Origin of the sequence: Bradyrhizobium barranii subsp. apii (assembly GCF_011516635.5) — a bacterium.
Lineage (GTDB): Bacteria > Pseudomonadota > Alphaproteobacteria > Rhizobiales > Xanthobacteraceae > Bradyrhizobium > Bradyrhizobium barranii.
Genome location: NZ_CP096255.1, coordinates 8700055 through 8724978, shown reverse-complemented (window position 1 = coordinate 8724978; position 24924 = coordinate 8700055). Strand labels below are relative to the sequence as shown.

Annotated in this window: 16 protein-coding genes and 3 pseudogenes; 10 read left to right on the top strand and 9 right to left on the bottom strand. The window is 63.7% G+C overall.

Translation table 11 applies throughout. The features are described from left to right. Positions 1-117 precede the first annotated feature (117 nt). A pseudogene (locus HAP41_RS41775) lies at positions 118-1063 on the bottom strand (IS630 family transposase). A gap of 257 nt (positions 1064-1320) precedes the next feature. Here HAP41_RS41775 and HAP41_RS41770 point away from each other — a divergent pair. The 3 genes and pseudogenes from HAP41_RS41770 to HAP41_RS41760 all read left to right on the top strand — a co-directional run bounded on the left by HAP41_RS41770 (position 1321) and on the right by HAP41_RS41760 (position 6374). After that, a pseudogene (locus tag HAP41_RS41770) lies at positions 1321-4364 on the top strand (ATP-binding protein). A 340-nt stretch (positions 4365-4704) separates the two neighbouring features. Further along, positions 4705-5925, top strand: coding sequence for an OpgC domain-containing protein (locus HAP41_RS41765; protein WP_166078249.1), 1221 nt, complete (start codon positions 4705-4707; stop codon positions 5923-5925). Between the two features lie 41 nt (positions 5926-5966). Further along, complete coding sequence (locus tag HAP41_RS41760) at positions 5967-6374, top strand: DUF2059 domain-containing protein (RefSeq protein ID WP_166078250.1); 408 nt, start codon at positions 5967-5969, stop codon at positions 6372-6374. A gap of 10 nt (positions 6375-6384) precedes the next feature. Here the strand turns inward: HAP41_RS41760 and HAP41_RS41755 are convergent, their stop codons facing one another. The 6 genes from HAP41_RS41755 to HAP41_RS41730 form a co-directional block, all read right to left on the bottom strand. Beyond that, positions 6385-7881, bottom strand: a complete 1497-nt coding sequence (locus tag HAP41_RS41755; RefSeq protein WP_166078251.1) for a sugar ABC transporter ATP-binding protein — start codon at positions 7879-7881, stop codon at positions 6385-6387. Continuing rightward, the gene (locus HAP41_RS41750; protein WP_166105481.1) at positions 7878-8975 is read right to left on the bottom strand and encodes an SMP-30/gluconolactonase/LRE family protein; all 1098 of its coding nucleotides are present in this window, start codon (positions 8973-8975) and stop codon (positions 7878-7880) included. Before HAP41_RS41750 ends, HAP41_RS41755 begins: the two co-directional genes overlap by 4 nt. Continuing rightward, complete coding sequence (locus HAP41_RS41745; protein WP_166078252.1) at positions 8972-11089, bottom strand: ABC transporter permease; 2118 nt, start codon at positions 11087-11089, stop codon at positions 8972-8974. The genes HAP41_RS41750 and HAP41_RS41745 overlap by 4 nt, the downstream gene beginning before the upstream one ends. An 83-nt stretch (positions 11090-11172) precedes the next feature. After that, positions 11173-12189, bottom strand: coding sequence for a sugar ABC transporter substrate-binding protein (locus tag HAP41_RS41740; RefSeq protein WP_166078253.1), 1017 nt, complete (start codon positions 12187-12189; stop codon positions 11173-11175). Positions 12190-12230: 41 nt separating this feature from the next. Next, on the bottom strand, positions 12231-13202 hold the full coding sequence (locus HAP41_RS41735; protein ID WP_166078254.1) for an ABC transporter permease: 972 nt from the start codon (positions 13200-13202) through the stop codon (positions 12231-12233). A gap of 40 nt (positions 13203-13242) precedes the next feature. Further along, positions 13243-15144 (bottom strand): AMP-binding protein, encoded by a 1902-nt coding sequence (locus HAP41_RS41730; protein ID WP_248577152.1) that lies wholly within the window; start codon positions 15142-15144, stop codon positions 13243-13245. Between the two features lie 261 nt (positions 15145-15405). Between HAP41_RS41730 and HAP41_RS41725 the strand changes: the two genes are divergently transcribed. Beyond that, positions 15406-16350, top strand: coding sequence for a helix-turn-helix domain-containing protein (locus HAP41_RS41725; protein ID WP_028148873.1), 945 nt, complete (start codon positions 15406-15408; stop codon positions 16348-16350). Between the two features lie 45 nt (positions 16351-16395). Here HAP41_RS41725 and HAP41_RS41720 read toward each other — a convergent pair whose 3' ends face one another. Beyond that, positions 16396-17601 (bottom strand): ABC transporter substrate-binding protein, encoded by a 1206-nt coding sequence (locus HAP41_RS41720; RefSeq protein ID WP_166078255.1) that lies wholly within the window; start codon positions 17599-17601, stop codon positions 16396-16398. Between the two features lie 153 nt (positions 17602-17754). Between HAP41_RS41720 and HAP41_RS41715 the strand changes: the two genes are divergently transcribed. The 3 genes from HAP41_RS41715 to HAP41_RS41705 all read left to right on the top strand — a co-directional run bounded on the left by HAP41_RS41715 (position 17755) and on the right by HAP41_RS41705 (position 21240). After that, positions 17755-18534: a FadR/GntR family transcriptional regulator gene (locus tag HAP41_RS41715; RefSeq protein WP_175617993.1), complete on the top strand. Its 780-nt coding sequence runs from the start codon at positions 17755-17757 to the stop codon at positions 18532-18534. Between the two features lie 68 nt (positions 18535-18602). Then, positions 18603-20216 (top strand): acyl-CoA synthetase, encoded by a 1614-nt coding sequence (locus HAP41_RS41710; RefSeq protein ID WP_166078256.1) that lies wholly within the window; start codon positions 18603-18605, stop codon positions 20214-20216. A gap of 16 nt (positions 20217-20232) precedes the next feature. After that, complete coding sequence (locus tag HAP41_RS41705; protein ID WP_166078257.1) at positions 20233-21240, top strand: zinc-dependent alcohol dehydrogenase family protein; 1008 nt, start codon at positions 20233-20235, stop codon at positions 21238-21240. Here the strand turns inward: HAP41_RS41705 and HAP41_RS41700 are convergent. Beyond that, a complete protein-coding gene (locus HAP41_RS41700) occupies positions 21237-22622 on the bottom strand; it encodes a helix-turn-helix transcriptional regulator (protein ID WP_224580603.1) in 1386 nt (461 codons plus the stop codon). The genes HAP41_RS41705 and HAP41_RS41700 overlap by 4 nt on opposite strands. 153 nt (positions 22623-22775) lie before the next feature. On the opposite strand from HAP41_RS41700, the gene HAP41_RS41695 reads away from it, so the two are divergent. From HAP41_RS41695 to HAP41_RS41685, 3 genes and pseudogenes are all read left to right on the top strand, one after another. Then, positions 22776-23579: an MBL fold metallo-hydrolase gene (locus HAP41_RS41695; RefSeq protein ID WP_166078258.1), complete on the top strand. Its 804-nt coding sequence runs from the start codon at positions 22776-22778 to the stop codon at positions 23577-23579. Positions 23580-23735: 156 nt separating this feature from the next. After that, a complete protein-coding gene (locus tag HAP41_RS41690; RefSeq protein WP_166078259.1) occupies positions 23736-24755 on the top strand; it encodes an alpha/beta fold hydrolase in 1020 nt (339 codons plus the stop codon). Between the two features lie 15 nt (positions 24756-24770). Continuing rightward, positions 24771-24875 (top strand): annotated as a pseudogene (locus HAP41_RS41685) (fatty acid desaturase); the annotation flags it as partial. Positions 24876-24924: the final 49 nt, after the last annotated feature.

Below are 24924 nucleotides of genomic sequence, written 5' to 3'. Positions count from 1 at the left end.
GGCTTCCCCGGGAAATATGCAGCTTTGCGAAGCTTGACGGCGAGAACAAGAGCCTGGCGGCTCGTCGTTCGCAGCCACTTTTTCGCGCAGCTCTTGGCAAGCTAGAGCGTTTTCCGATCACGTTGCGTCGTAACCAGCCGCGACGAGATAATTTTGACATTCCTCGGGTGAAAGCGTTTGAGAGCGTTGGCGATTGCTTGCCAGAGATCGGGCATGGTGCGGGCTGCGGCGGTCCGCAACAGCGCTTTCAGTTTGGAGAAGGCCATTTCAATCGGGTTGAAGTCTGGACTGTAGGGCGGAAGATAGAGCAGGCTAGCTCCGACCGCCTGGATGGCCTCTCGAACGCCATGGACCTTGTGAGCGGGCAAGTTGTCCATGATAACGGTATCGCCCGGCCGCAGCGATGGGGCGAGCAATTGCTCGACGTAGGCCAGGAAAGCGTCGCCATCCATTGGACCGTCCAGAACAAGCGGCGCGATCAGACCGTCGGAGCGCAATCCAGCGGTGAACGTCGTCGTCTTCCAATGTCCGTGTGGGATAGCTGCACGACATCGCTCGCCGCGTGGCGAGCGCCCGTAACGCCGCGCCATTTTGGTGTTGGCGCTGGTTTCGTCGATGAAGACGAGACGCTCAGGGGCAAGGTCGATTTGCCCTTCGAACCACTCCTCACGTGCGGCATTTATATCGCCGCGCCGTTGCTCGGCGGCGTGCGCTGTCTTTTTTTAAGTGTGATCTTTCTGCGCTGGAAAAAACGCCAGAGCGACGCGATGCCAGTCGATATTCCACGACGTTTCAACAGTTCTCGCAACTCGGCAAGCGTGATATCCGGCCTCGCTGTCACCGCCTCCAGAATCAATTGCGAATGCGCTTCGATGCGCTGCGATTTGCGGTCACCGCCCTGGCGTTTAGGAACGATGTCGCCAACTTTCTTGAGGCGACCGCGCCAGCGGATTGCACTGGCCGCGCTGACACCAAAGCGCTCAGCAGCCTGTCGACAGGACATGCCACCGTCAATCGCGGCTACCACCCTTTGGCGAAGATCAACCGAAAGCGCCCTGGCCATACATGCTGGCCTCCCTCGCCAGCATGCAGCTTGAATCTGACTCGCGCCGTTTTGGGAATCCCCACCCGATTCTTTCCGGTCGGGAAATGCTCTAACACCTGGAACTGTGAATCGTCCAGATCAGCAACCAGCTCGGGGGCTCTATGCCCAGGATGAACTGCATGCCCCGTTGCTAAGCAGGTGCTCATAAGCGATCTTGTCGCCATAGTTCGCAGGGCCGACCGACGATGCCGCTGCAAAGTCTTGAGAGCACGGGAATGCTTTGCACGGCGTGTCAGTCGATGATCGACCCAGGCGACAGCCGGTGCCGTAATTGCGGTGCAGGCGTGCGCCGCGCCGATCCCGATAGCGAACGGCGGTTTGTCACAATTCTCCGGGCCGACGTGATCGATTCCACCGGGCTCGTTGCAGAGCTTGATCCGGAGGAGGCGGTCTCGCGCCTGGAGCCGGCCTTGGCGGCCATGAGAGGGGCGGTTCGGCAGTTCGGCGGCATCGTCAGCAAGGAACTGGGCGACGGGCTTGCGGCGGTGTTCGGCGCCCCGATTGCCGACGACAACCATGCGCCCATGGCCTGCCACGCCGCGATCGAACTCGTCCGGCGCGTGGCTAGCCTGGGTGACCCCGGACTTCAGGTGCGGGTCGGCCTCCACTCCGGCCATGTCGTTGCCTACATGGTCGCCAGCGAATTCTCCAAGGTTTACGAGATTGGTGGCGCGGCCCAACATCTGGCCGCGCGGCTGGAGGCGGTGGCCGAGGCGAACCAGATCTATGCCTCGGAAGCCTGTCAAAAGCTCGCCGATGGACACGTCCGATTCGAATCGCTAGGCGGCAAGTCCTTGCGCGGTTTCAGCCAGCCCGTGCCGGTCTACCGGATCGTAGGCGCGAGCGACCTGTCGAGCTGGCGGGTGCGGCGGGCGCGCAGCGTCTCTCGCTTCGTCGATCGCGCGACCGAGCGGGCTCTGCTGGAGCGCACCGCCGGAAACGCCAGGACAAGCCGGCAGACGGTTCTGCTGCTTGGCGATGCGGGCATCGGCAAATCGCGGCTCGCGCATGAGTTTGCTCAGCAGTTGAAAGCCGATGGCTGGCGGTTGATCGATGCCGAGTCCAGCCCGAACCTTCAGGGCGCGCCTTTCAGCACGCTCAAGCGGATTTTGCGGTCAGCAATGGATGCGGCGGCGAAGGATCCTGACAGTCCGGAGGATCCTCGGAAGCACCTGTCCGCGATCCAGCAGACCGCGCTCGACGCGGTGCTCGATCTGCCGATATCGAACCCTCACTGGGACGAGCTTGAGCCTCACGCTCGAGGACGAGCGATCTCCGAGGCTAGCTGTGCGATCGTCGGAGGCCTGGCCAATCGCCAGCGAACGGTGGTTCTGCTCGAAGATCTGCACTGGATCGACCGGGCGAGCGATGTCGTCGTTGCCGCCATTGCGTCGCTACAGGCGGCCGGTCTTCTCGTGCTCTTCACCTCGCGGCCAAATGGCATGCCGGTCCGGATTGCGCGCTGTCACGCAGAGATTGTCGCAATGCGGCCCCTCGACGACGATTCGGGGTTGGCCATGCTGGCAGACATGCTTGGCTCCTCCGAGACGAACGCCGACTTGAAGAGCCGGATCATTTCTCATACCGCCAACGTCCCCCTGTTTATTGAAGAGGTCTGTCGCGGATTGAAGGATAGCGGCACGCTACGTGGCCAGTGGGGCGACCTTGCGCTCGTGCGTCCGATTGACGAACTCGGTATTCCCACCAGCATCCAGGGCGTGATTGCAGCACGCCTCGATCGGGTGTCGAAGCAAGAACGATCCGTTCTGCAGATCGCCGCGACTTTGGGGCCGAGATCGAACGAAGCCATGCTGGGGAAGATAGCGGCCCTGTCCGAGGATGTCCTACAGGGGTGCCTCGTAGCGCTCGATCGCGCCGAGTTGCTTGTCAGGATCGACAGCGAGTTGGAGAATTCGCTGGAGTTCCGGCATGAGATGGTCCGGCAGGTCACCTACGACTCGATGGTCGAAAAGGTGCGCGAGGACATCCATGCGCGCGTCCTTTCGGCGCTCGAGGGCAGCGAAGGCGGTACCGACGATCCCGACAAGCTCTGCTATCACGCCACGCGGGCCAAGGATTGGGACAAGTCGTTCAGCTACGGGAGGGCCTCGGCAAGAAGATGTCTGACGCGATCGGCATTCACCGATGCGGCTGACTATTTCGAGATCGCCATGAGATCTCTGGACATGACGCCGACCAATCCTGCGAGGGAAGCGACTGCAGTGGATGTTCGCATCGAAGCGCGTACGGCGTTCATTGCGTCCGGCCAGATCGCCGAATGGCTGAACCTCGGCAAGGAGGCCGAGCGTCGCGCCGATGCGATCGATGACATCGGACGGAAAGTGGCGGCCATGACTGTCATGGCGGCTGCACAGAATTTCTACGGCACGCCAGTCGAAGCGGTTACCATCGGCGAGGAAGTCGTGCGCCTTGCGGAGGAGTGGGGTAATCCGGGCTGGCTCAACGCTGCACAGTACGGACTCGGCCAGGTGTATTTTCTTGCCGGGCGCTATCGGGAAGCCTATCGATTTTTCGCACGGACCTGCGCGCAACTGTCGGGGCCTGAGGCCAGTGCTCCCTTCGGTTCAACCCCAAAATACGCGTTGTTGCTGTGCTGCATGATGAACAGCATCAACAGCACGGTCATGGGCGAACTCGATCTCGCCGGCCAGCTCCAGCAACAAGCTGCCGCAATCGCGGAAGAGACCAACCGTCCCTCGCCGCCGCCTATAGCGGCGGCTGGCTGATGCTCGGCCGCAACGAGCCGGCCGCGGCCGCTGCCATTCTCGAAGACGGTTTTGTGCTGGCGCAGAAGCACGGCATCCGGCTGTTCGTGCCGGTGCTCGCCTGTCATCTCGGCATCGCCTATCTGGAGCAGGGGCTGTTCGACCGGGCGCGCGGCATGCTGGCCGAGGCGCGCGAGGAGGCGAAGGCGGTCGGCTATACTTCGGCGGTGCTGCGCAGCTCGATCTACCTTGCGCTCGCAACCTTCCGCCTCGGCGACGTCCAGGCCGCGCAGAACATGCTGCGCGAGGCGCGCAACACCGCTCGCCAGCAGGGGTTTTCCGGCCTCGAGGCCGAGGCCCTGTTCGGCGAGGCCGTGGTGACGCCATCCTCTGGCGAGGAGAACAAGGCAGCCATCCTCGCCGCCCTGCGCGCGACCATCGCGATCGCCTCCGAGAGCGGCGCGCTGCCGCTCCAGCACAAGGCCGAGGCGATGCTGACCGAGATGCTCGCCCGGGGCGGCGAGCTGACCTGACCCTGCTCCCTCCTTGGCGTGCGATCGTACCGCCGGGCTGATTTTTTGCCCGACGGGTCGTTTGAGTTTCGCAGGCAAAGCAAGGACTTAAGAGACCGTCTCTACTGTGCATGGGGTTGTTTTCGACATTTTGCAGGGACGACCACCACCTCCAGCCAGCGCCGTTCAAGGTCTCATGACTTGCCGGACGCGGTCTGCGCGCCCCGATGACGAAGCCCCTTGCACGGACGCCAAGGTCGGCTACCGTCGGCACTAGCCGCAGGGCCAGGTGATTTACATTTTTTAGCATCCGATCTTTCGGCGCCGCGACGGCGCGACGCCCACCGGACGAGGCGGGGCCATGAGCACACGGGACCAGTCAGCTTTGTTGGCGCCGGTCGAGCGCGATTTGCGGCTCGATCTCTTCCGCGGCGTCGGGTTGTGGATGATCTTCCTCGATCACATCCCGCACGACGTCGTGGCCTGGCTGACCTTGCGCAACTACGGCTTCAGCGACGCCGCCGAGTTCTTCGTCTTCATCTCCGGCTATCTGGTCGGCTGGATCTACGGGCCGATCGTCGCCGGCGGCTGGTTTCTCGCCGCGCTGAAGCGGCTGTGGCGGCGCGCGGGCGAGATGTACGTTGCCCACATCATGCTGTTCCTGCTGTTCACTGCGCAGATCGCGCGTACGGTCAGGAGGTTCGACAACCCGATGTATGCGGACGAGTTCAACGTTCACAATTTTCTCGACCATCCGGACATCCTGATAGGTCAGGCGCTCTCGCTGCGCTACAAGCCGGTCAATCTCGACGTGCTGCCGCTCTACATCACGCTGGTGCTCGCCGCGCCCTTCATCGTGTGGGGCCTGGTGCGCCGGCCGAACCTGACGCTGGCTGCCTCCGTGGTGTTGTATGTGTTGGCGCGCCGGTTCGACTGGAACATCGCCTCCTATCCGCCGGGCACGACCTGGTACTTCAACCCGTTCTGCTGGCAGCTGATGTTCGTGTTCGCCGCCTGGTGTGGCGTCGGCCAGATCGACAAGATCGCAACATGGGTGTGGTCGAAGGCGGCGATGACGCTGGCCGCGGCCTGGCTCCTCTTCGCGCTGCTGATCGTGATGACCTGGCACATCCCTGCGCTCGAGGCGCTGATCCCGAAATGGATGATCAAGGCGATCTACCCGATCGACAAGACCGACCTCGACATGCTGCGCTTCACGCACTTTCTGGCGGTGGCGATCTGGATGACCTATTTCATCCCGCGCCACTGGAAAGCGTTGCATTTGAAATGGCTGCACCCGGTCATCCTCTGCGGCCAGCATTCGCTGCCGATCTTTTGCCTCAGCGTGTTCCTGTCGTTCTCGGCGCATTGGATCCTGATGCAATTCACCAGGGGCGTCTGGGAGCAACTCGCCGTCTCGTTCGCCGGCTTCGCCATCATGTTCGGGGCGGCGTGGCTGCTCGACCGCGCCGAGCGGGTGCCCAGCCTCTTCGTCAAGGTGACGGATGTCGACGACGAGCGGGAGGCCGCCGCCGAAGGCGCGCCGGTAACGATCATCGGCGCGGCTCCGGCTCGCCGCTGAGAACACATCGCGTCGCCGCGACGATTTTTCGGGAGAGATGCATGTCGAGATTTTTGTTGACGATTGCCGGCGCCCTCCTGCTCCTCGTCTGCAACGCGTCGGCGCAAGCGCCGTCGCCCGAGGCGATGGATGCTGCCCGAAAACTCGTCGCCACGCTGAAGATCGCAGATCAGTATCGCGCGGCGCTCCCGCAGCTCCTGCTCAAGCTGAGACCCGTGGTCGCACAGGACCGGCCTGAGATCGAGCGCGACTATGACGCAATCACCGTCGACGAGCTGCGCCAGATCGAGGCGTTCTATGCCCAGCCTGCTGGCCGGAAGTTTATGGAAAAGTCCGATGCGCTGGCGCAGGCGAGCGCGCAGATCGGCCAGGACGTCAGCCAGAAGGCCGCAGATGAACTAAAGCTGCGACTCATCGAGGCGCTGCGCCAGAAAGCGCACAAGCCGTAGACCGTCATGCTCAGTGAATCGCGGCGTACATGATCCTCTCCTCCGTCGCCTCCAATGCGGAGAATTCCTCCACGACCTTGCCCTGGCGCGAGACCAGGATGCGGTCCGAAAGCGCCATGATCTCGGGCAGGTAGGATAAGATGACCACGACCGCCTTGCCCTCGTCGGCGAGCTGGTTGATCAACTCGTGGATCTCGACGATGGCGCCGACGTCGACGCCGCGCGTGGGTTCGTCGAAGATGATCAGGTCGGGCTCCTGAACCAGCGATTTGGCGATCACGACCTTCTGCTGATTGCCGCCGGAAAGCTCGACCACCTTGCCCTCGTTGCCGATCGCTCGAACCTTGAGCCGTTCGATCCAGGTCCTGCCGATCGCCTCGTTTTCTCGCCGCGACAGCATCATGCGGCCCTTGGGAAATTTCGACAGCAGGCCGAGATAGATGTTGCGTGCGATCGAGGACGTCTCGAAGAAGCCTTCGACCTTGCGGTCTTCAGTCACATAGGCGATGCCGGCCTGCACCGCCGGCGCCGGCACCCGGTAGCGCACCGGCTTGTCGTGCAGCAGGATCTCGCCGCCATGGAAGAAGTCGCGCTTCAGCACGCCGGAGACGATCTTGAACGTTTCGGTGCGGCCGGCCCCGACGAGGCCGAACACGCCGGTGATCTGTCCCGCGAATACCGACAGGGAATTATTCTTCACCATCGGCGCCATCTTCAGGTTCTGCACGGTGAGCACGCGCGCGCCGGGCGGCCGCACGCTGCTCTTTCGCGCACCGTAGAGCGTGTTGGACAGGTCGCGCCCGACCATGGCCTGCACGATCGCCGCACGGTCGAAGTTGGTGGCATCGTCGGTGACGACGTGCTTGCCGTCGCGCAGAACCGTGATGCGGTCGGCGAGCAGCAAAGCTTCTTCCAGGGCGTGCGAGATGAAGACGATCGAGACCCCGCGCTTCTTGAGATCGCGGACGAGGTCAAAGAAGTATTTCTTCTCTTCCGGCGTCAGCGACGCCGTCGGCTCGTCGAAGATGATGACCTTGGCGCGGTGCAAAACCGCGCGCGCGATCTCCACCATCTGCTTCTTGGCGGCGCCGAGGCCGCCGACGGTGGCGGTCGGCGTGACGTCGAAATTGAGCGATTGCAGGAACTGCTGCGCAGCGATGTAGATGCCGCGCAGGCGGTTATAGAATTTCTCCTGCCCGAGAAACAGATTCTGCGCGACAGTCATGGTCGGCACCAGGCTGTTCTCCTGGAACACCATGGCGATGCCGAGATTGCGCGCCTCCAGCGGTGTCCGTGGTGCGACGTCGGCGCCGTCGATCGTCATGGTCCCTGACGTCAGTGTCACCACGCCGGCCATCACCTTGGTCAGTGTCGATTTGCCGGCGCCGTTCTCGCCGACCAGCGCGTGGATCTCGCCGCGGCGGAGGTCGAAGTCGACCCCGTCGATGGCGGGCACGCCGGCGTAAAGTTTTGTGGCCTTGCGCAGCGAGAGTGCGATGTCGCTCATGAGCGGAACTCCTCGGCAAGACCGGACAGCGGCAGTCGCAGCACGCGGCCCGGTCCCTTGGCGATCAGGACGAGATCGCCGCCCATCTCGATCGCCGCAACGATACCGTGATTGGCGCCGTCGACCCGGCTGTGCAGCGAATAGAGCGGCTGGCCATCTGCATCGAGTCGGATGACGAGGCCATAGGAGCGCGGCGGCGCCCACGGCTTGATCACGCCCATGGTCTTGATGTGTGCACCCTGCATCGGCTCCTTGAACGAGAAGCCCGAGCGCAGGCGTGGGGCAACCCAATACGCCGGATCGATCTCGGCCATCATTCGCTTGCGGTAGGCTGGTTCGCGCAGCACGAACTCGATCAGCTGGGTGCGCGCCGTGAAGGCGGTGAGCCAGTAGCCGCCGCCCGCGGCCTTCGACATCCGCGAGGGGTAGACGGGCAAGTGAGCGAGCACGGTCCGCGGCGGTGCGCCCGGCGCAACAAGGACGAGCCGGTGGCGCCAGCTCTCGCTGACCAGCACGCCGTTGCCATGCACGCAGGCACCGAAGGCATGGCCGAGCCCCTGAGCCAGCGGTGTCACGGTTTTGTTGCCGGGATCCAGCCTGAACACGCGACCGGTCCGGTTGAGCTCCATCAGGTCGCGCGCCCAGTCGTCGACGCCGCATGTCGCCGAGCCGTCCGTCGCGATCAGCGTGTTGTCGCTCGCGAGCGTCAGTGCGTTGACGGCATTGAACGCGCTATCTGCAAACGTCACGCTTGGCTGCCCGGCCGAGGGGCTCGCGTAGAGCCGAACCTCGCGTCCCCCGAGCGCAACCGCAAGGGCGCCGCCGGGGAGGGCACACAGTGCCGAGATCGGCCGCTCGAAGCTGCGGACCTCCGATGCCGTGCCGTCATTCAGAGACATCAGCCGCGGGCCCGCCGCGATGAAGAGATTGCGGCCATCGGTGGTGAGATCCTCCGGCACCTCGCATGTCAGCAAGGTTTCGGCGGATTCCAGCTTCTGGTTGGGCTTCAATGCGCCGTCGAAGGACGGGACGGTGATGGTGGCGTCGCCGCGCCCGAGAAAGCGGTTGGCGAACTCCCTGACGGCGGCGATCACGATTGCTTCCCCCATCGCTTGTCGTACTGGACGAAGTTCGGATCGGCGTTGTCGAGCTTGTAGCGGCCGATCCGGTTGTTGAGGATGCCGCCGAGATAGAGATAGCCGCGATGCTCGCGCATCGAGGTGATCATCGGATGGTTTTCGCCGCGCAGGTCCCAGAACGATTCGACGATCTTGCCCTGCTCGTTGAACTTGACCACACAGCCGGTGTTGATGTTGGGGAACAACCATTCGTCCACCGGCACGCGCTTGCCCATGCGGCGGCGGAAGCCGGGCATCTTCCAGGCGAGGTCGAGCGAGGGGCTACGCATGCCGACCAGCGCCAGCCAGTAATTTCCGTCGGAGGCGAGGTTGATGTTGTCGGGGTAGCCCGGCAGATTGTCCATGACGACCTCGACCTTGCCGTTCTTTGATCCTGCGAACCAATAGCGCTTGATCGAGCAGCCGAAGGTTTCGGCGAATAGAATCGACTGGCCGTCGCTGGCCACGCAGATGCCGTTGGGGAATTTGAGGCCGCGCAGTTCGGTGCGCGTCACGCCGGTCTTGGTGTCGTAGGAGATGATGCGGCCGTTGCCGCGCGCCTCGAGGCCGTCGATCGGCCACTCGTCCATCTCGTAACGCACGGTGGCCTCGGAGAAGAAGATCAGCCCGTCGTCGGTGATGTCGAGATCGTCGGCGAGCCGCAGGCGGCTGTCATCGTTGACCGAGCGCATGCTGCGATTGGTCTCGTCAGTCGCCTTTTCCACCGTGCCGTCAGGCTTGATCCGGTAGAGCCCCATGCCGCCGATGCAGACGTAGAGATTGTCCTCGCGGTCGAAGGCCATGCCGAGCGGTTGGCCGCCGATATGGGCGAACACCTCCATCTTCTGATAGTCGGGCGCGAGGAAGCGCATGATGTCGCCATGGCGCGATCCCGCGTACAGATTGTCGTAGCGATCGAGGATGACGTCCTCCGGCGCCTCGATGCGGCCTAGGCCGATCGCCTCGACGTTGCGCAGCTTGTCGTTCTGCTCGAACGGGCCGCCTTGCCCGATCTCGGTCGGCGGAGGCGGAGGCAGCGCGTGATAGGTTGGCGCAACGTAGACCTTGCTGATGATGCGGGTTCGGTTCTTCTGCCAGCGGATGTCGACCATGGCAGCAACGAGCCGGATGCCGGCAAGCGCCATCCGGTTGACGCCGCCACGTGCATTCATGGTCGTCAGGCCATTGGTGATCAGGAGCACGATCAGCACCCCGACTGCCGATTTGGCGACCGAGCCCTTGCCGCCGCCGAGCGTGATGCCGCCCAGCACCGTCGCGGTCAGCACGATCACCTCTAGTCCGACGCCGATGTCGCCACCGACGGTGCCGAGCCGGGACGCGAAGAACAACGCACCGATGCTGGTGAGCACACCGCTTGCGACGTAGCAAAGCGCGATGGTGCGGCGGACGGGAATGCCGGAATTGTAAGCTGAACGACGCGAGCCGCCGATCGCGGTGATGTGCCAGCCCGGGCGCAGGCGGGTCATGAAGATATGGCCGAAGATGGCGATGACGATATAGACGAGCGCCACGGTCGGAATGCCGAAGACACTGCCGCTGCCGATGAAATCCCAGGACGGGATGTCGGGGAATGCCGACGCGATCGCGTTGGAGTAGCGCTGGATCAGGAGATCGTAGGCCGAGCGGTAGATGATCAGGGTGATCAGCGTGGTGATGAAGGCCCGCAGCCGCAAATATCCAATCAGGATGCCGTTGACGGCGCCGAGCAGCGCACCGCAAAGCAGGGTGGCCGCCACCACCGCCGGGACCGGCCAGCCCAGCACGTCGAGCAGATAGAGGGCACAGAAATCGGTCAGTGCGAAGATCGAACCGACGGAGAGGTCGATGCCGCCGACGATGACGACCAGCGCCAGCCCGAGCGCGATGAAGCCGATCTCTCCAGCCTGGCGCGCGGTGTCGGCAAGGCTCGCTGGCGACAGGAAATTGTCGATGGACCGGCTGAGCGCGAGGCCGACGATCAGGAGGAGGATGACCGGGATAGCTGTCTCGGTCCATCGCTTGGACAGGATTTCACCGAGCAGATGATCGGGCCAGTAGCGGTAACGCAGGCTTGTCAGAGTGTCGCGCATCGGAATTCCGGGACCTTGCAAGTTTCGAGACCACGTCCCGGACGTGAGATCGTCCGGGACGCCAGGGTCTTGCGTCGCGACAATTATTTCTTGAGGTCGCTGAGATTCCAGCACGCCATCTGGCTATCGGCGTTCTCCTTGGTGATCGGAATCAGCGTGGTGTATTCCGAGCCCTTGACGGAGCCGGGCTTGATGCCCGACGACAGCAGCCACTTGATGGTGCCGGCCATCTGCGCGGCCTGGGTCGGCACGTCGTAGCTCATGTTGAGATCGAACGCGCCCGACTTCACCAGTTCGCAGGCGCCCTTGCGCTCGCCGCCGCCGGAAGTTGCCACGAACACCTTGCCGGTGAGGCCGGCCTCCTTGACGGCCGCTGCCGTGCCGATGTCCATGCCGTCCCAGAAGCCGACGATGCCGCAGAGATCGGGATTCTGCTTCAGCACCGTCTGCGTGATCGCCTTGGCCTTGGCAGCGTCCCAATCGGCGGCCTGGCTCGACACCACCTTGATCTCAGGATGCTTGGCGAGCACGTTCTCGACGCCCTTCAGCGTATAGGCGCTCGCGGCCGCCGACAGCGCGCCCTGGATGATCGCGATCTTGTTGGACTTGCCCTCGCAGGCCTTGACCACGCCTTCGGTTTGGCGTTCGCCGATCTCGACCCAATTGGCACCGACGAAGGCCGAGCTGCGATAGGCCGAGCCCATGTTGATCTGGATGACGTAGATGCCTTCGTTCTCGGCGCGCTGCAGCAGCTTGGCGTAGGTCTGCACGTCCGGATTATGAACCACCATCACCGCTGGCTTCTCCGAGATCAGCGAGGTGACGGCCTGCGCGCCGGCGTTGGTGTTCCAGTTGGCGTCGCGGATCACGAACTTGACGCCGAACGGCTCGAGCTCCTTCTTCAGTCCGGCATACCAGCCCTCGGTGAGGTCGAAGTTCATGGCGACCGGCACATAGGCCACGGTCTTGCCGGCCAGTGCCTCCTTGAACGGCTTCTGGAACGGCTCGTCCAGACCCTGCTGGGCGAGGGCCGGCGCGGTCATTGCCGCGAGACCCAGTGCGGCCACAAGTGCCTTTGTCGGGTTGCCGAAATGCTTCATTGGTTCCTCCTTGGTTGTGGTTGTCGTTATTGTTGGATCGCTTAGATGTCGCCCTGTTGTGCCGTTTCCTCGTTGCGCGGATTCAGGAAGGAATCCGTGATGACGGCGAGCAGCAGCACCACGCCCTTGATGAGATTCTGCCCGGCGTAGGAGATGTCCATGATGGTCATGCCGTTGAGCATCGTTCCGATAACGAGCGTGCCGATGACGACGTTGAGCACACCGCCACGGCCGCCCGATAGCCCGATGCCGCCAAGCACGACGACCAGGATGACGTCATAGATGAGCGTCGAGTTGAAGATGCGGGTCGGCATCGAGTTGACGGATGCCGCCATCACGAGGCCGGCAAAGCAGCCGATCAGGGCGGTGATCACATATTGCAGGACGATGATCGGGCGTGAGGGAATGCCGGTGACACGCGCGGCGTAGGGGTTGTCGCCGATCGCGTAGATATAGGCGCCCCAGCGCGTCTGGCGCAGCAGGAACGCGACCACGATGCAGGCGATTGCGAACATCCAGATCGACGTCGGAATGCCGAGAATGGTGCCCTGTCCGAGCCGCTCGAAGCCGTCCATGCCCGGGCTCCATTGCACGACGTCGAGCTGGAACAGCGCGGTCTGCCCGAGCCCGGCCAGCAGGAGGCCCGTTGCCAGCGTCGCAAACAGCGAAGGGACTTCGGCATAGGCGATCAGCCAGCCGTTGACGAGGCCAAAGGCAATCGTGAGCAGGACGGCGGTCAGCAGCGAGGCTGGTAGCGAATGACCGTTCTGGACCATCTGGAGCACCAGTCCCGGCGGCACCGCAAGGGCTGCGATGAGCGAGATGTCGATGCCGCGTCCGATCACGACGATTGCCATGGCAAGGCCGAGGATGCCGAGCACTGCCACGTTCTGGAGCAGCGTCAGCATGTTGTCCGCCGTCAGAAAGCCGCGCAGGAAGATCGAAAACACAAGGAACAGCAGCGCGAAGACTGCGAAGACGATCTCTTGCTGATTGAAACGAAAGCGCTTCATCCCCGTCTTGCCTTTCTTCGACCCGGCCGTTGCGCGACCGTCAGGACGATCGGTTCTCGATGCGATAGGTTTGTGGAAGCGTTGCAAGGCGTTCGACGAGCATCTTTGTTCGATCCAGATCACCGGAATGGACCGAGATGCTGACGACTGTATTGAGCTTCTCGTCTTTCTCGACGAGGATATCCGCCGCGGTGTCGGGGCCGAAGATGCGATCGATCTCGGTCCTGACCTTTTCCCGGACGGCAAGATCGCGAAGCGTGGGCTTGAAGATCTTCCCGACGGCGGTAACCGGAAGAGCTTCGAGCAGGACGACGCGCTTCGGCCTCGCAGGAGGCTCATTGACGTTGTGTTCGAGATGCTCGCGCAATTGCGCCAGATCGATTGTCTGTCCGGGGGAGGGCACCACGAAGAGAACTGGAACCTCTCCCGCGTAGGCGTCGGGCATGCCGACGGCCGAGCTCATCTGGACACCGGGGAAGGCGTTCGCGACGTCCTCGATTGCGGCAGGGGCGATGTTGTGACCGCTTCGTACGATGAGGTCCTTCTCGCGCCCCGTCAGCACGAGGCGTTGGTCCGAGGTGAGATAGCCGACGTCGCCGGTGACGATCCAGTGGTCGTCGGTGAGCACGCCCTTGTTGTGCTGGGGATCGACGTATCCGGGAAACACCTGCGGTCCCCTCACGAGGACAAGACCGCTGGTGAGAGGCGGACACTCTGTCTTCAGCTCGGCATCAGTCAGAGCGACGATTTTGGTCTTTGCGAACGGCGCCCTGAAGCCGACGCTGCCTTGCACGGGAGTGCCACGGCCGGGATTGAAAGCGATCGCGGCCGCGGTTTCTGTCATCCCGTAGGTCTCGAACAAGGTAATCCCGGTCCGCGCCTGAAACCTGTCGCTGACAGCCTTGGGAGCCACGGCCCCGCCGGTGAGCGCCATGCGAACGGTGCTGACATCGGAGGACCCGATCGGCACCTCGGCAAGAGCGGCAATCGAAGTCGGCACTCCGCTCACGATGGTCGCGCGAAACCGCTCCACGGTGTGCCAGTAGTCGCGGATCGCGTCGGGGCTTCTGAGGCTGTACGGTGAGGGGATGATCACATGACCGGCGGCAGCGAGAATCGACAGGCCGAGCGTCATGGTGCCGCCGACGTGAAACAGCGGAAAACCGTTCACGGCGGCATCCAGCTCATCCAGTCCGTGGACCTGCGCAAAGCTCCAGGCCGCATGGATCTGGTTGCCATGTGTCAGCCGAACCAGCTTAGGTCGTCCGGTGGTCCCGCCGGTGTGGAAGAGGGCGCAGATCGCATTGCGATCGGTCGAAGGTGCGAAGTCCAGTGTGCCGCGCGGGCTCGCGGCCGTCTCATTGAAGTTTAGAAATCCTCCAGGCAGCGGACCGGTCGCGCCCATCACAAAAATGGCCTTCAGCGACGGGACGCGTTTCGCGATGTTGGCCGCCTTGGTCCAGATCGCGCGATCGGCCGCTTCGGCCGGGATCACCAGCACAGTCGCATTCTGCGCCTCGAGCAGGTCGGCGATTGCGTCTTCGTTCAGGAGATAGTTGATCGAGCTGGCGACGCCCGCGACCTGGGCGCCGAGCAATGCGGGGAACAGTGGCGGCAGGATCGGACAGAGGAACGCGGCGGTCCCGCCGCTCTCGCCGATCCCGTGCGACCGGAACAGATTGGCCGCGCGGATGATCTCCGCAAGCAATTGCCGGTGCGTCAGCGTCGCGTCGCCCGGCTCGCGCGAGCCTTTGGTCAGCACCGTCAGTGCGGGTCGATCGGGATGCAGGTGCGCCGTGGCTTCGAAGAGATCGAGCAGATTGCGGGAAGGGACCAGCGAATCGTAAGGCCGCTGCTCCAACGCTTCGATATCGGCGATGGTTTTGACCGGGTGCGTGAACCGCGTTGTGATTTGCGATGTCAAGGCCCTGCTCACGGGCATCGCCATTCGGGCGGCACGGCAAGCTGTGCAGCAGTTGACTGGACCTGACGCAAGCGAACGTTTCCCGCCTATTTTGTGGACTGCTTTTTGTTCTTCATAGGCCACATGCCGGAGCGCGGCTTGCTCCGGAGCGCAAAGCTTTTGCTTCTCCGCGCAAACGGTCTTGCGTGTAGGCGGCGGCCCTCTAGAATCTCGATGCGTGGCCAGCTTGTGCGATGCACAAACGACGTTCATCATGGCGGCGCAACGGATGGGCGGACGATGAACCTGGTGTTTTCGACAGACGATCTGGAGCCGTCCAAACGCTACGCCGCGTGGCAAGGCGCGATCTGCGATGTTTACGTCCATGTCGACGTGAATGCCGAGGAGCGGTCCGACTATCACGGCTTCATTCGCGAGGCACGGTTCGGCGCGGTGACGATGACCGACGTCCTGCTGTCGGAGCAGCGCATCTCGCGCCGCGAGCGGCACATCGCGAAGCTCGACAAGGATTGCTACTACGTCGAATTCGTTCAGCAGGGCCGGGTCAACGTGCTCCAGGCCGGCCAGACCCTGCTGTCGAATCCCGGCGTGAGCGCGATCTTCTCGGCCTCCGAGGCCTATGATCTCGAATGCGTCGGCAAGGTGCGATCGCTCTATCTGGAAATCCCGCGCGCGGAATTCTCGGCGCGCTTCAGCGAGGGGCGGCTGCCGGTCGTCACTACGATGGCCACGAGCCGCGGCCTTGGCCGGATTGCCGCCGAGTTCTGTGCGACGCTCGCCGCGGAGGGCGCGCCGCTGGACGAGACCGCGAGAACGCGACTGGGCGGTGAGCTGATGGACGTGCTGGCGCTCGCGCTCGACATGGGCGAGCGGGACGAATTCTCCGAGGATGCGAGCGCTGCGCAGGCCCGCCTGCGCTCGGTCAAGGCCTGGATCGAGGCGCACCTCACCGATGCGGATCTGTCGCTGGAGAAGATTGCGAAGAGCAATGGCGTCTCGCTCAGGCATCTGCATTATCTCTTCCGGCTGACCGATGTCTCGGTGTCCGAATGGATTTTGGATCGCCGGCTGCAGCGCTGCTACGACGTGCTGACGCGGCCGGAACTGCGGTCGCTGTCGATCACCGAGGTCGCCTATCAGCTGGGCTTCAGCAGTTCGTCCTATTTCAGCACGGTGTTCCGCAGGAAGTTCGGCCACAGCCCGTCGGATTTGCGACGGCGCTAGAGAACCTGCACCGCGCGAGGCGATGCAGGTCCGTCGTTGTCGGCGTTACTTCACCAGCGGGCAGCCGCCGTCCTTCAGCGGCCGAAACGCCTGGTCGGCCGGCACTTCGGCGAGCAGCTTGTAATAGTCCCACGGGCCCTTGGATTCCTCGGGCTTCTTCACCTGGAACAGGAACATGCTGTGCACCATGCGGCCGTCCTCGCGCAGGATGCCGTTGTCGGTGAAGGCATCCTTCACCGGCAGCTCGCGCATCTTGGCCATCGCGGTCTTGGTGTCCTTGGTGCCGGCGGCCTGCACGGCCTTGAGGTAGTGCAGCGTGGCGCTGTAGGTCGCGGCCTGGTTCATCGTCGGCATGCGCTTGATGCGCTCCTGGAAACGCTTGCCGAAGGCACGGGTCTTGTCATTGAGGTCCCAGTAATAGGCCTCGGTGATGATCAGGCCCTGCGCGAGCTTGAGCCCCAGGCTGTGCACGTCGGAGATGAACATCACGATCGCAGCCAGGTTCTGGCCGCCGGCGACGATGCCGAACTCGCCGGCCTGCTTGATCGCGTTGATGGTGTCGCCGCCGCCGTTGGCGAGCCCGATGATCTTGGCCTTGGAGGCCTGGGCCTGAAGCAGGAATGACGAGAAATCGGCCGTGTTGAGCGGATGCTTGACGCTGCCGAGCACCTTGCCGCCGGCTGCCTTTACCACATCGCCGGTGTCGCGCTCGATCGAATGACCGAACACGTAGTCCGCGGTGAGGAAGAACCAGCTGTCGCCGCCGTTCTTGACGATGGCGCTGCCGACGGTGTGGGCGTTGGAATAGGTGTCGTAGGTCCAGTGCGCGGTGTAGGGCGAGCAGGATTTTCCGGTGATGTCGGAGCTTGCCGCATCGGTCACGATCATCACCTTCTCGTACTGCTTCGACAGCTCCATCACCGCGAGCGCGGTGGCGGAAGTGGGCAGGTCGATGATCATGTCGACACCCTCGGTCTCCCACCATTTGCGCGCGATGGTGGAGGCGACGTCGGGCTTGTTGAGCACGTCGGCTGCGACCATCTCGATCGGCTTGCCGAACATCTGCCCGCCAAAATCCTCGATCGCCATCTTGGTGGCTTCGACATTCCCCTGGCCGCCGATGTCGGAATAGACCGAGGAGAAGTCGGAGAGCACGCCGATCTTGAGCGGGGTCTGCTGGGCGGAGGCGGGGACGATCAGGGCAGCCGACAGCAAGCCGGCCGCAGACACGAGTGCTGCGATAGGTCTCATGGATACGTTTCCTCTTGTACGGGACTATTCTGTCCCTTTGTCCGACAAAGTTAGAGGGAGGTTCCCCAGGAGTCAATTTGCTGCATCTGCGGCATGAATGACGCAGTTTGACGCGTCTTCGGGGCGATCCTATAGTTTGTCGGACAATCGCCATTGGGGGCTACCGTGCCGATTTCGCCGCTCTTCCGTCCGATCGATGTCGCGCCGGCCTATCAGAAAGTCGCCGACGCCATCGAGCGCGAGATCGTCAATGGGCGCATCAAGCCCGGCGATCCCATCGGCACCGAGCATGATCTGGTGCGCCAGTTCGGTGTCAACCGCTCGACCATTCGCGAAGGCATCCGCGTGCTGGAGGAGGGCGGCTTGATCAGCCGCGATTCCTCGCGCCGTCTGCACGCCTGCCTGCCGCGCTACACCAAGCTCGCAAGCCGCCTGAGCCGCGCACTGGTGCTGCACGAGGTGACGTTCCGCGAGCTCTACGAGGCCTCGATGACGCTGGAGGTGGCGAGCATCGAAGGCGCGGTGGAGCGGGCGACCGAAGAGAACCTCGCCGAGCTCACCAACAATCTCGTGCGCAGCGAGGCCGTGGTCGGCGATCCGGCCACGCTTGCCGAATGCGATGCCGAATTCCACGTGCTGGTCGCCAAGGCCTCGCAGAACCGCGTGCTCCAGCTCGCACGCGAGCCGGCGGCGCAGCTGTTCTATCCGACCACAGAGATGATCGTGACCGGCGTTGCCGAAGGCGGCCCACGCCTCGTCGCCGCGCATCGCCATCTGATCGACGCAATCCGCCGCCGCGACCGCGAGGCGGGCGTGCTCTGGACGCGCCGGCACTTGCAGGACTGGCGGCGCGGTTTCGAGAAAATCGCCTCGCTCGATCGGTCGGTCGAGCACATGTACATGGAGCACGCCCAGGCGGCCCGGCGCAGATAGGCGCCTGATGAAGACGCAAGATTTCAGCCAAGAAATCCAACAAATAGAGACATCACACGGAGGAGCACATGACCGGCGACATCGCGGCCACCATCTCGAAAGCGCGCGAGCACTCCATCGGCGATCTCTTGCGCCGCTCGGCAGGCCGCGAGCCGAACAAGCTCGCAGTGAGCTGCGGCGATGTGAGCGGGACGTTTGCCGAGATGGACGCGATCTGCAACCGGCTCGGACGCGGCCTGCTCGGTCTCGGCGTCAGCAAGGGCGATCGCGTTGCCGTGCTCTCGCGCAATTCGCATGCGTTTGCGGCGTTGCGCTTCGCGCTGGCGCGGATCGGTGCGGTGCTGGTGCCGATCAATTTCATGCTCAACCCGGATGAGATCAATTTCATCCTGAAGAGCTCCGGCGCAAAGCTGCTCGCGACCGGCCCCGACTTCGTCGAGCCGGCGAAGGCCGCAAGCGCCAGGGATTGCGCGGTCGAGAAGATGATCTGGCTGCCGGGCGAGGATCCGGCATCCGCGCCCGCGGGTCTCACCACTTTCGACGATCTCCTCAGCCCCGACGGCTCGTTCTTGGAGGCTTCCGTCGACAGCCGCGATCTCGCACAGATCGTCTACACCAGCGGCACCGAATCGCTGCCCAAGGGCGCGATGCTGACCCATGAAGCCGTGATGTGGCAGTACGTCAGCTGCATCATCGACGGCGGCATGAGCGCGGACGACAAGTTCCTGCACGCGCTGCCGCTCTATCACTGCGCCCAGCTCGACGTCTTCCTGGGGCCGCAAATCTATCTCGGCGCCTCCGGCGTGATCACGGGCAAGCCGACCGCCGACAACATCCTGGCGCTGATCCAGGCGCACAAGATCACCTCGTTCTTCGCACCGCCGACGATCTGGATCGCGATGCTGCGCTCGCCGAATTTCGACAAGACCGATCTGTCGACCTTGCAGAAGGGCTATTACGGCGCTTCGATCATGCCGGTGGAAGTCTTGCTCGAACTCCAGCGTCGCCTGCCCGCCGTAAAATTCTGGAATTTCTACGGCCAGACCGAGATCGCGCCACTCGCGACCGTGCTGCGGCCCGAGGACCAGCTGCGCAAGGCCGGCTCGGCCGGCAAGCCCGTGCTCAATGTCGAGACGCGCGTGGTCAACACCGCGATGGAAGATGTGAAAGTCGGCGAGGTCGGGGAGATCGTGCACCGCTCGCCGCATCTGCTCTCCGGCTATTACAATGACCCCGTGAAGACCGCGGCGGCGTTCTCCGGCGGCTGGTTTCACTCCGGCGATCTCGCCACCGTCGATGCCGAGGGCCACATCACCGTGGTCGACCGAGTCAAGGACATGATCAAGACCGGCGGCGAGAATGTCGCCAGTCGCGAGGTCGAGGAAATGGTCTACCGCATCCCCGCGGTGTCGGAAGTTGCCGTCGTCGGCCTGCCCGATCCGCGCTGGATCGAGGCGGTGACCGCGATCGTCGTGGTCAAGACCGGCGAGACGCTCGACGAGGATGCCGTCATCAAGCACTGCGCCGGCCAGATGGCGCATTTCAAGGTGCCCAAGCGCGTCATCTTCGTCGACAGCCTGCCGCAGAACCCGAGCGGCAAGCTGCTCAAGCGCGAGCTGCGCCAGCGCTTCGTCGGCGGCGAGACGCTCGACAAGGCGATCCAGAAGAATTTTGGAGCGTAAGCACGGAGCGGTCGCCATGAAGGTCTGGCAGGTCGCGCGCGACTGGTCGATCGAGGGGTTGGAGCTGGTCGATCTGCCCGAGCCCACGCCTGGCCCCGGCCAGGTCGCGGTGCGGATGAAGGCGGCATCGCTCAACTATCGTGATCTGCTCACGGTGCAGGGCAAGGGCGGCGTCACGAGATTGCCGCTGATCCCGTTCTCGGACGGTGCCGGCGAAGTCATCGCGGTTGGTGACGGCGTTGCCCGCATCGCGGTTGGCGATCGCGTCTGTCCGATGTTCTTCCAGTCCTGGATCGACGGGAAGGTGTCGGCGACAAGCCGCCGCTATGCGCTCGGCGGTACGCGACCGGGCGTGTTGCAGGAGGTGATGCTGCCCGATGCCGAGGGCGTCAGCCGCATTCCATCGCACCTTTCATTCCTGGAAGCGGCGACGCTGCCCTGCGCCGGACTCACGGCGTGGCGCGCGCTGTTCGAGGAGGCCAGGGTGAAACCCGGTGACACCGTGCTGGTGCAGGGCACCGGCGGTGTCTCGATCTTCGCGCTGCAATTCGCAAAGCTCGCCGGCGCGAGCGTGATCGTGACGTCGTCGAGCGACGAGAAGCTCGAACGTGCCAAAACGCTCGGCGCCGACCACACCATCAACTATCGTTCGGTGCCGGAATGGGGCAAGGCGGCGGCCGACTGGACCGGCGGCGGCGTCGACCACGTCGTCGAGGTCGGCGGCAAGGATACCTTTGCGCAGTCGCTCGAGGCTATCAGGGTCGGTGGCAACATTCTGGTGATCGGCGTGCTCACCGGCGTCTCGCAGCAGATCGCGATACCGAGCCTGTTCTCCAAGAACCTGCACGTCATCGGCCTGTCAGTCGGCAGCCGTCGGATGTTCGAGGGGATGACGGCCGCGATAGGCCGCAACGGCATGAAGCCGGTGATCGACCGTGCGTTCGGCTTCGATGCCGTGCCGGACGCGTTGCGGCTGATGCAGCAGGGCGGTCACTTCGGCAAGATCGTGGTTGAGTTTCCTTAGCCCATCTCGCCGGAGAGCTTCCTGACGTCGTCGGGCGTCCGTCCGAAGCGGCGGCGGAATGCGCGGTGGAAGTAGGAAACGTCGTGAAAGCCGGCGAGGTGCGCGATCTCGATGATCTTGCGCGCGCGCAGGTTTGGATTTCGAAGCAGCCGCTCGGCGCGCAGCAGCCGCTGCTCCAGCACGAAGCCGCTATAGGTGATGCCGACCTGCTCGAACATCAACTGAATCGTGCGCGGGCTGATCCGGTGCGCGGCTGAAAGGACGGTGAGCGACAGCGCGGGGTTGTCGAGCTGGGCCAGGATGTCGGATTTGAGGGTTTCGAGACGCGCCGCCGCAAGGCCGCGCATGCGAGCTTGCTCGGCGACATCGCCGCGCGCTCCGATCATCAGCACGGAGAGGTCGAACAAATGCTGCGAGACCGCATCGAGCTCCGCTGGCGCGAGCTTGTCGGCATAAGTGTGCGCGAGGTCATAATATCGCAGGAACATCGACGTGATCGGATTGGCGCCGGGGATCGACTGCGCGATCAGGTCCTCGGCATTCGGGCACGCGCGCAGCAGCGCTTTGCGCGGCAGTAGCGCGGTCTGGAAGTTGCCGTGCGTCGTCTGGGTGATATGGGCGCCCTTGATCGAGGGGTCGCCGATCGTGACGTCGCCGGCGGCGACCTCCAGCGGACGTCGTCCCATGGTCCCGCTCAGCGCCGAATTCGGCGACATCGTGATCACCAATTCGTCGTTCGTCCCCAGCGATACGAAGGACATCGGCGTGCCGAACGAAGCCGAGAGTCGGAGGCGCGGAAGAATAGCCGGTGAAATGGTCCGGTGAACACGTCCTTCCCCGATCGGAACGAAATCGACGTCGGCGACCTGGCGGCAGAACTGCTCGCGCCAGCTTTCATAGGCCTGGCCATTCGGGTCGCCATCGAATGAGAGTTGAGGCTGGATCATCGATCGGGAAGGGCAGGTTAGTTGGCGATTTACGGCAGGTTGTATCGTCAGGCCGGTGCGCCGCAACCGCAAAAGGGCTGGATTGCGTGATAAGCCACTCGCAATGACGCCCTGTGACCGCGACCTGGTGCCGCAGCCTGGTGTGCCGAGATGAAAAAGCGCCAGCACGAGCAGCGCCCGGTGCTTGAGCAGCATGGTGAACGCATCCGGCGCGCTGTCGGGGGCATCCTCGTTGCAGCCGCGCGAGGCGCGATCGTCGATCGCCTTTCCGGGGATCATCAGCACGCAGGCAATCGCGACGGCGCCGAACGCGGCTGCCAGCACGAACACGGCGACATAGCCGAACTTGTAGCCAAGACAGCCCGATAGCGGCGGGGAGGGGAGCGCGAAGCCATCGAGCGTTGGATGACGGCCGGCGGAAATGGTCTTGCACAAGCAGGGCTGACAAGACGGGCTCACATGACCGGCCAACTGGCGCCGGGGCGGACCGGAAAGTAACATGTGCTAGCCGGGTTGGTTCCTCCGCACTCGCGAGGAGGGCTACGGCGTCATCTCGTGGGTGTCCCCTCCTTCTTCTGGATCACGGCCATGCCTCTCTGGACCTGCGAAACCTGCGGCGCCCAATTTCCGGAAGGCGAAAAACCGCCCGCATCCTGTCCGATCTGCGAGGACGAGCGGCAGTTCGTGAACTGGAAGGGCCAAACCTTCCTCACACGCGAAGCGCTGGCGGAACGGCACCGCCTTGCCTGGCGGGATGATCTCGGCCTCACCGGCATCGGGTCCGAGCCGAGCTTCGCGATCGGCCAGCGCGCGCTGTTGGTGCCGCTCGGCGACGGCTGTCTGATGTGGGACTGCGTCCCGCTAGCGACGTCGGAAGCTATCGCGCATGTGCGTTCGCTCGGCGGGCTGAAGGCGATCGCGATCTCGCATCCACACTACTATGGCGCGCTTGCCGACTGGAGCGAGGCGTTCGGCGGCGTGCCGGTCTATCTGCATGCCGATGATCGCCAATGGGTGACGCGTCCGCATCCCTCGATCGTGCATTGGACCGGCGATCAGCAGCGCATCTCCGACGATGTGCTGCTGCTGCGCACCGGCGGTCATTTCGCGGGCGCCACCATGCTGCACCATGCGCGCGGTGCGGATGGCAAGGGCGCGCTGCTCACGGGCGACATCGCGCAGGTGACGATGGACCGCCGCTTCGTCAGCTTCATGTACTCCTATCCGAACTACATGCCGCTCAACGCCGCCGCGGTGCGGCGGATCGCAGTCGCTGTGGAGCCGCTCGCCTTTGACCGCATCTACGGCGCCTGGTGGGGCCGCAACATCGCTTCAGGTGCCAAGGCCGCATTCGCAGCGTCCGTGCAGCGATACATCGCGGCCATCGCCTGACGCGCGACGACCAAACCCCCTTGTTCTGATCTAATAACTGTACTATAAGTACAGATATTAAGCGCGACGCAACGATGCGTTTGCCGGTCCGGCACGAACAATGCATCGTTGTCTCGGCGGGCGCATCCTGCGGCCGCGTGAGCGGGAGTTGGACCCATGACCGGGCAGCGCGACTACGAGATATTTGAAGCCGGCGACGTCACGCTTCAGTCCGGCGCCGTCTTCCCCGCGATGAAGCTCGCCTACAAGACCTACGGCACCCTCAGCCCCGCCAGGGACAACGTCATCCTCTACCCGACCTCGTTCAGCGCCCAACACTACGACACGGAATGGCTGATCGGGCCCGATGGCGTGCTCGACCCTACGCGCTACTTCATCATCATCCCGAACCTGTTCGGCAACGGCCTGTCGTCCTCGCCGTCGAATTCCGGCGAGGCGCCATTCCCGCAAATCACCTATCACGACGCCATCGCGATCCAGCACCGGCTGCTGACCGAGCGTTTCGGCATCACAAAACTCGCGCTGGTCTATGGCTGGTCGATGGGCGGCATGCAGACCTATCATTGGGCGGCGCTGCATCCCGACATGGTCGCGCGGGCCGCGGTGGTCTGCGGCAGTGCGCGCTGCGCGCCCTATAATTACGTCTTCCTCGAAAGTGTGAAGGCTGCGCTGACCGGTGATCCCGCCTTCCGCGACGGCCGCTTCGTCGAGAAGCCCGTTGCCGGCTATCGCGCCATGGGACGCGTCTATGCCGGCTGGGCGATGTCGCACGGCTTCTATCGCGACGAGCTCTGGCGCGAGGCGGGCTTCACCTCGCTCGAGGACTATCTGGTCCGCAATTGGGACGCGACCTTTGCCCGGCGTGACGCCAACGATCTCCTCGCGCAAGCCGGAATCTGGCAGCGCGGTGACATCAGTCGTTGCGCGTCATTCGGCGGCGATCTCGATCGGGCGCTGGCCGCGATCAAGGCGCACATGCTGCTGATGCCGGGTGCGACCGACCGCTATTTCGATGTCCGCGACAATGAGGACGAGCTCGGCAGGCTGGTCAACGCAAAATCGGCGGTGCTGCATCCGATCCCGTCGCTGCACGGCCATCGCGCCGGCAACCCCGTCAACAATCCGCGCGACCAGGCCTTCCTCAAGGCCGACGTCGCAGAGCTTCTCAGCAAATAGGGCGAGTCCTCGATCATGACTGACGCGACCGTTTCAGAGCCCGGCCATCGCCTGAAGCCGCTGAGCCCGGCCATGCTGCGCGAATTGTCGGTGCGCTCCAATCTCAGGGGGGGCCGCGAAAAGTCTCAGTGTCTGTTCCAAAACATGTTGAGTCGAATGAATCGGTTGT

Bases quoted from the DNA above. Each gene is read 5' to 3' on its own strand.
- HAP41_RS41765 (WP_166078249.1), top strand. From the start codon at position 4,705: ATGAGCACACGGGACCAGTCAGCTTTGTTGGCGCCGGTCGAGCGCGAT.
- HAP41_RS41760 (WP_166078250.1), top strand. From the start codon at position 5,967: ATGTCGAGATTTTTGTTGACGATTGCCGGCGCCCTCCTGCTCCTCGTC.
- HAP41_RS41755 (WP_166078251.1), bottom strand. From the start codon at position 7,881: ATGAGCGACATCGCACTCTCGCTGCGCAAGGCCACAAAACTTTACGCC.
- HAP41_RS41745 (WP_166078252.1), bottom strand. From the start codon at position 11,089: ATGCGCGACACTCTGACAAGCCTGCGTTACCGCTACTGGCCCGATCAT.
- HAP41_RS41740 (WP_166078253.1), bottom strand. From the start codon at position 12,189: ATGAAGCATTTCGGCAACCCGACAAAGGCACTTGTGGCCGCACTGGGT.
- HAP41_RS41735 (WP_166078254.1), bottom strand. From the start codon at position 13,202: ATGAAGCGCTTTCGTTTCAATCAGCAAGAGATCGTCTTCGCAGTCTTC.
- HAP41_RS41730 (WP_248577152.1), bottom strand. From the start codon at position 15,144: ATGCCCGTGAGCAGGGCCTTGACATCGCAAATCACAACGCGGTTCACG.
- HAP41_RS41725 (WP_028148873.1), top strand. From the start codon at position 15,406: ATGAACCTGGTGTTTTCGACAGACGATCTGGAGCCGTCCAAACGCTAC.
- HAP41_RS41720 (WP_166078255.1), bottom strand. From the start codon at position 17,601: ATGAGACCTATCGCAGCACTCGTGTCTGCGGCCGGCTTGCTGTCGGCT.
- HAP41_RS41710 (WP_166078256.1), top strand. From the start codon at position 18,603: ATGACCGGCGACATCGCGGCCACCATCTCGAAAGCGCGCGAGCACTCC.
- HAP41_RS41705 (WP_166078257.1), top strand. From the start codon at position 20,233: ATGAAGGTCTGGCAGGTCGCGCGCGACTGGTCGATCGAGGGGTTGGAG.
- HAP41_RS41695 (WP_166078258.1), top strand. From the start codon at position 22,776: ATGCCTCTCTGGACCTGCGAAACCTGCGGCGCCCAATTTCCGGAAGGC.
- HAP41_RS41690 (WP_166078259.1), top strand. From the start codon at position 23,736: ATGACCGGGCAGCGCGACTACGAGATATTTGAAGCCGGCGACGTCACG.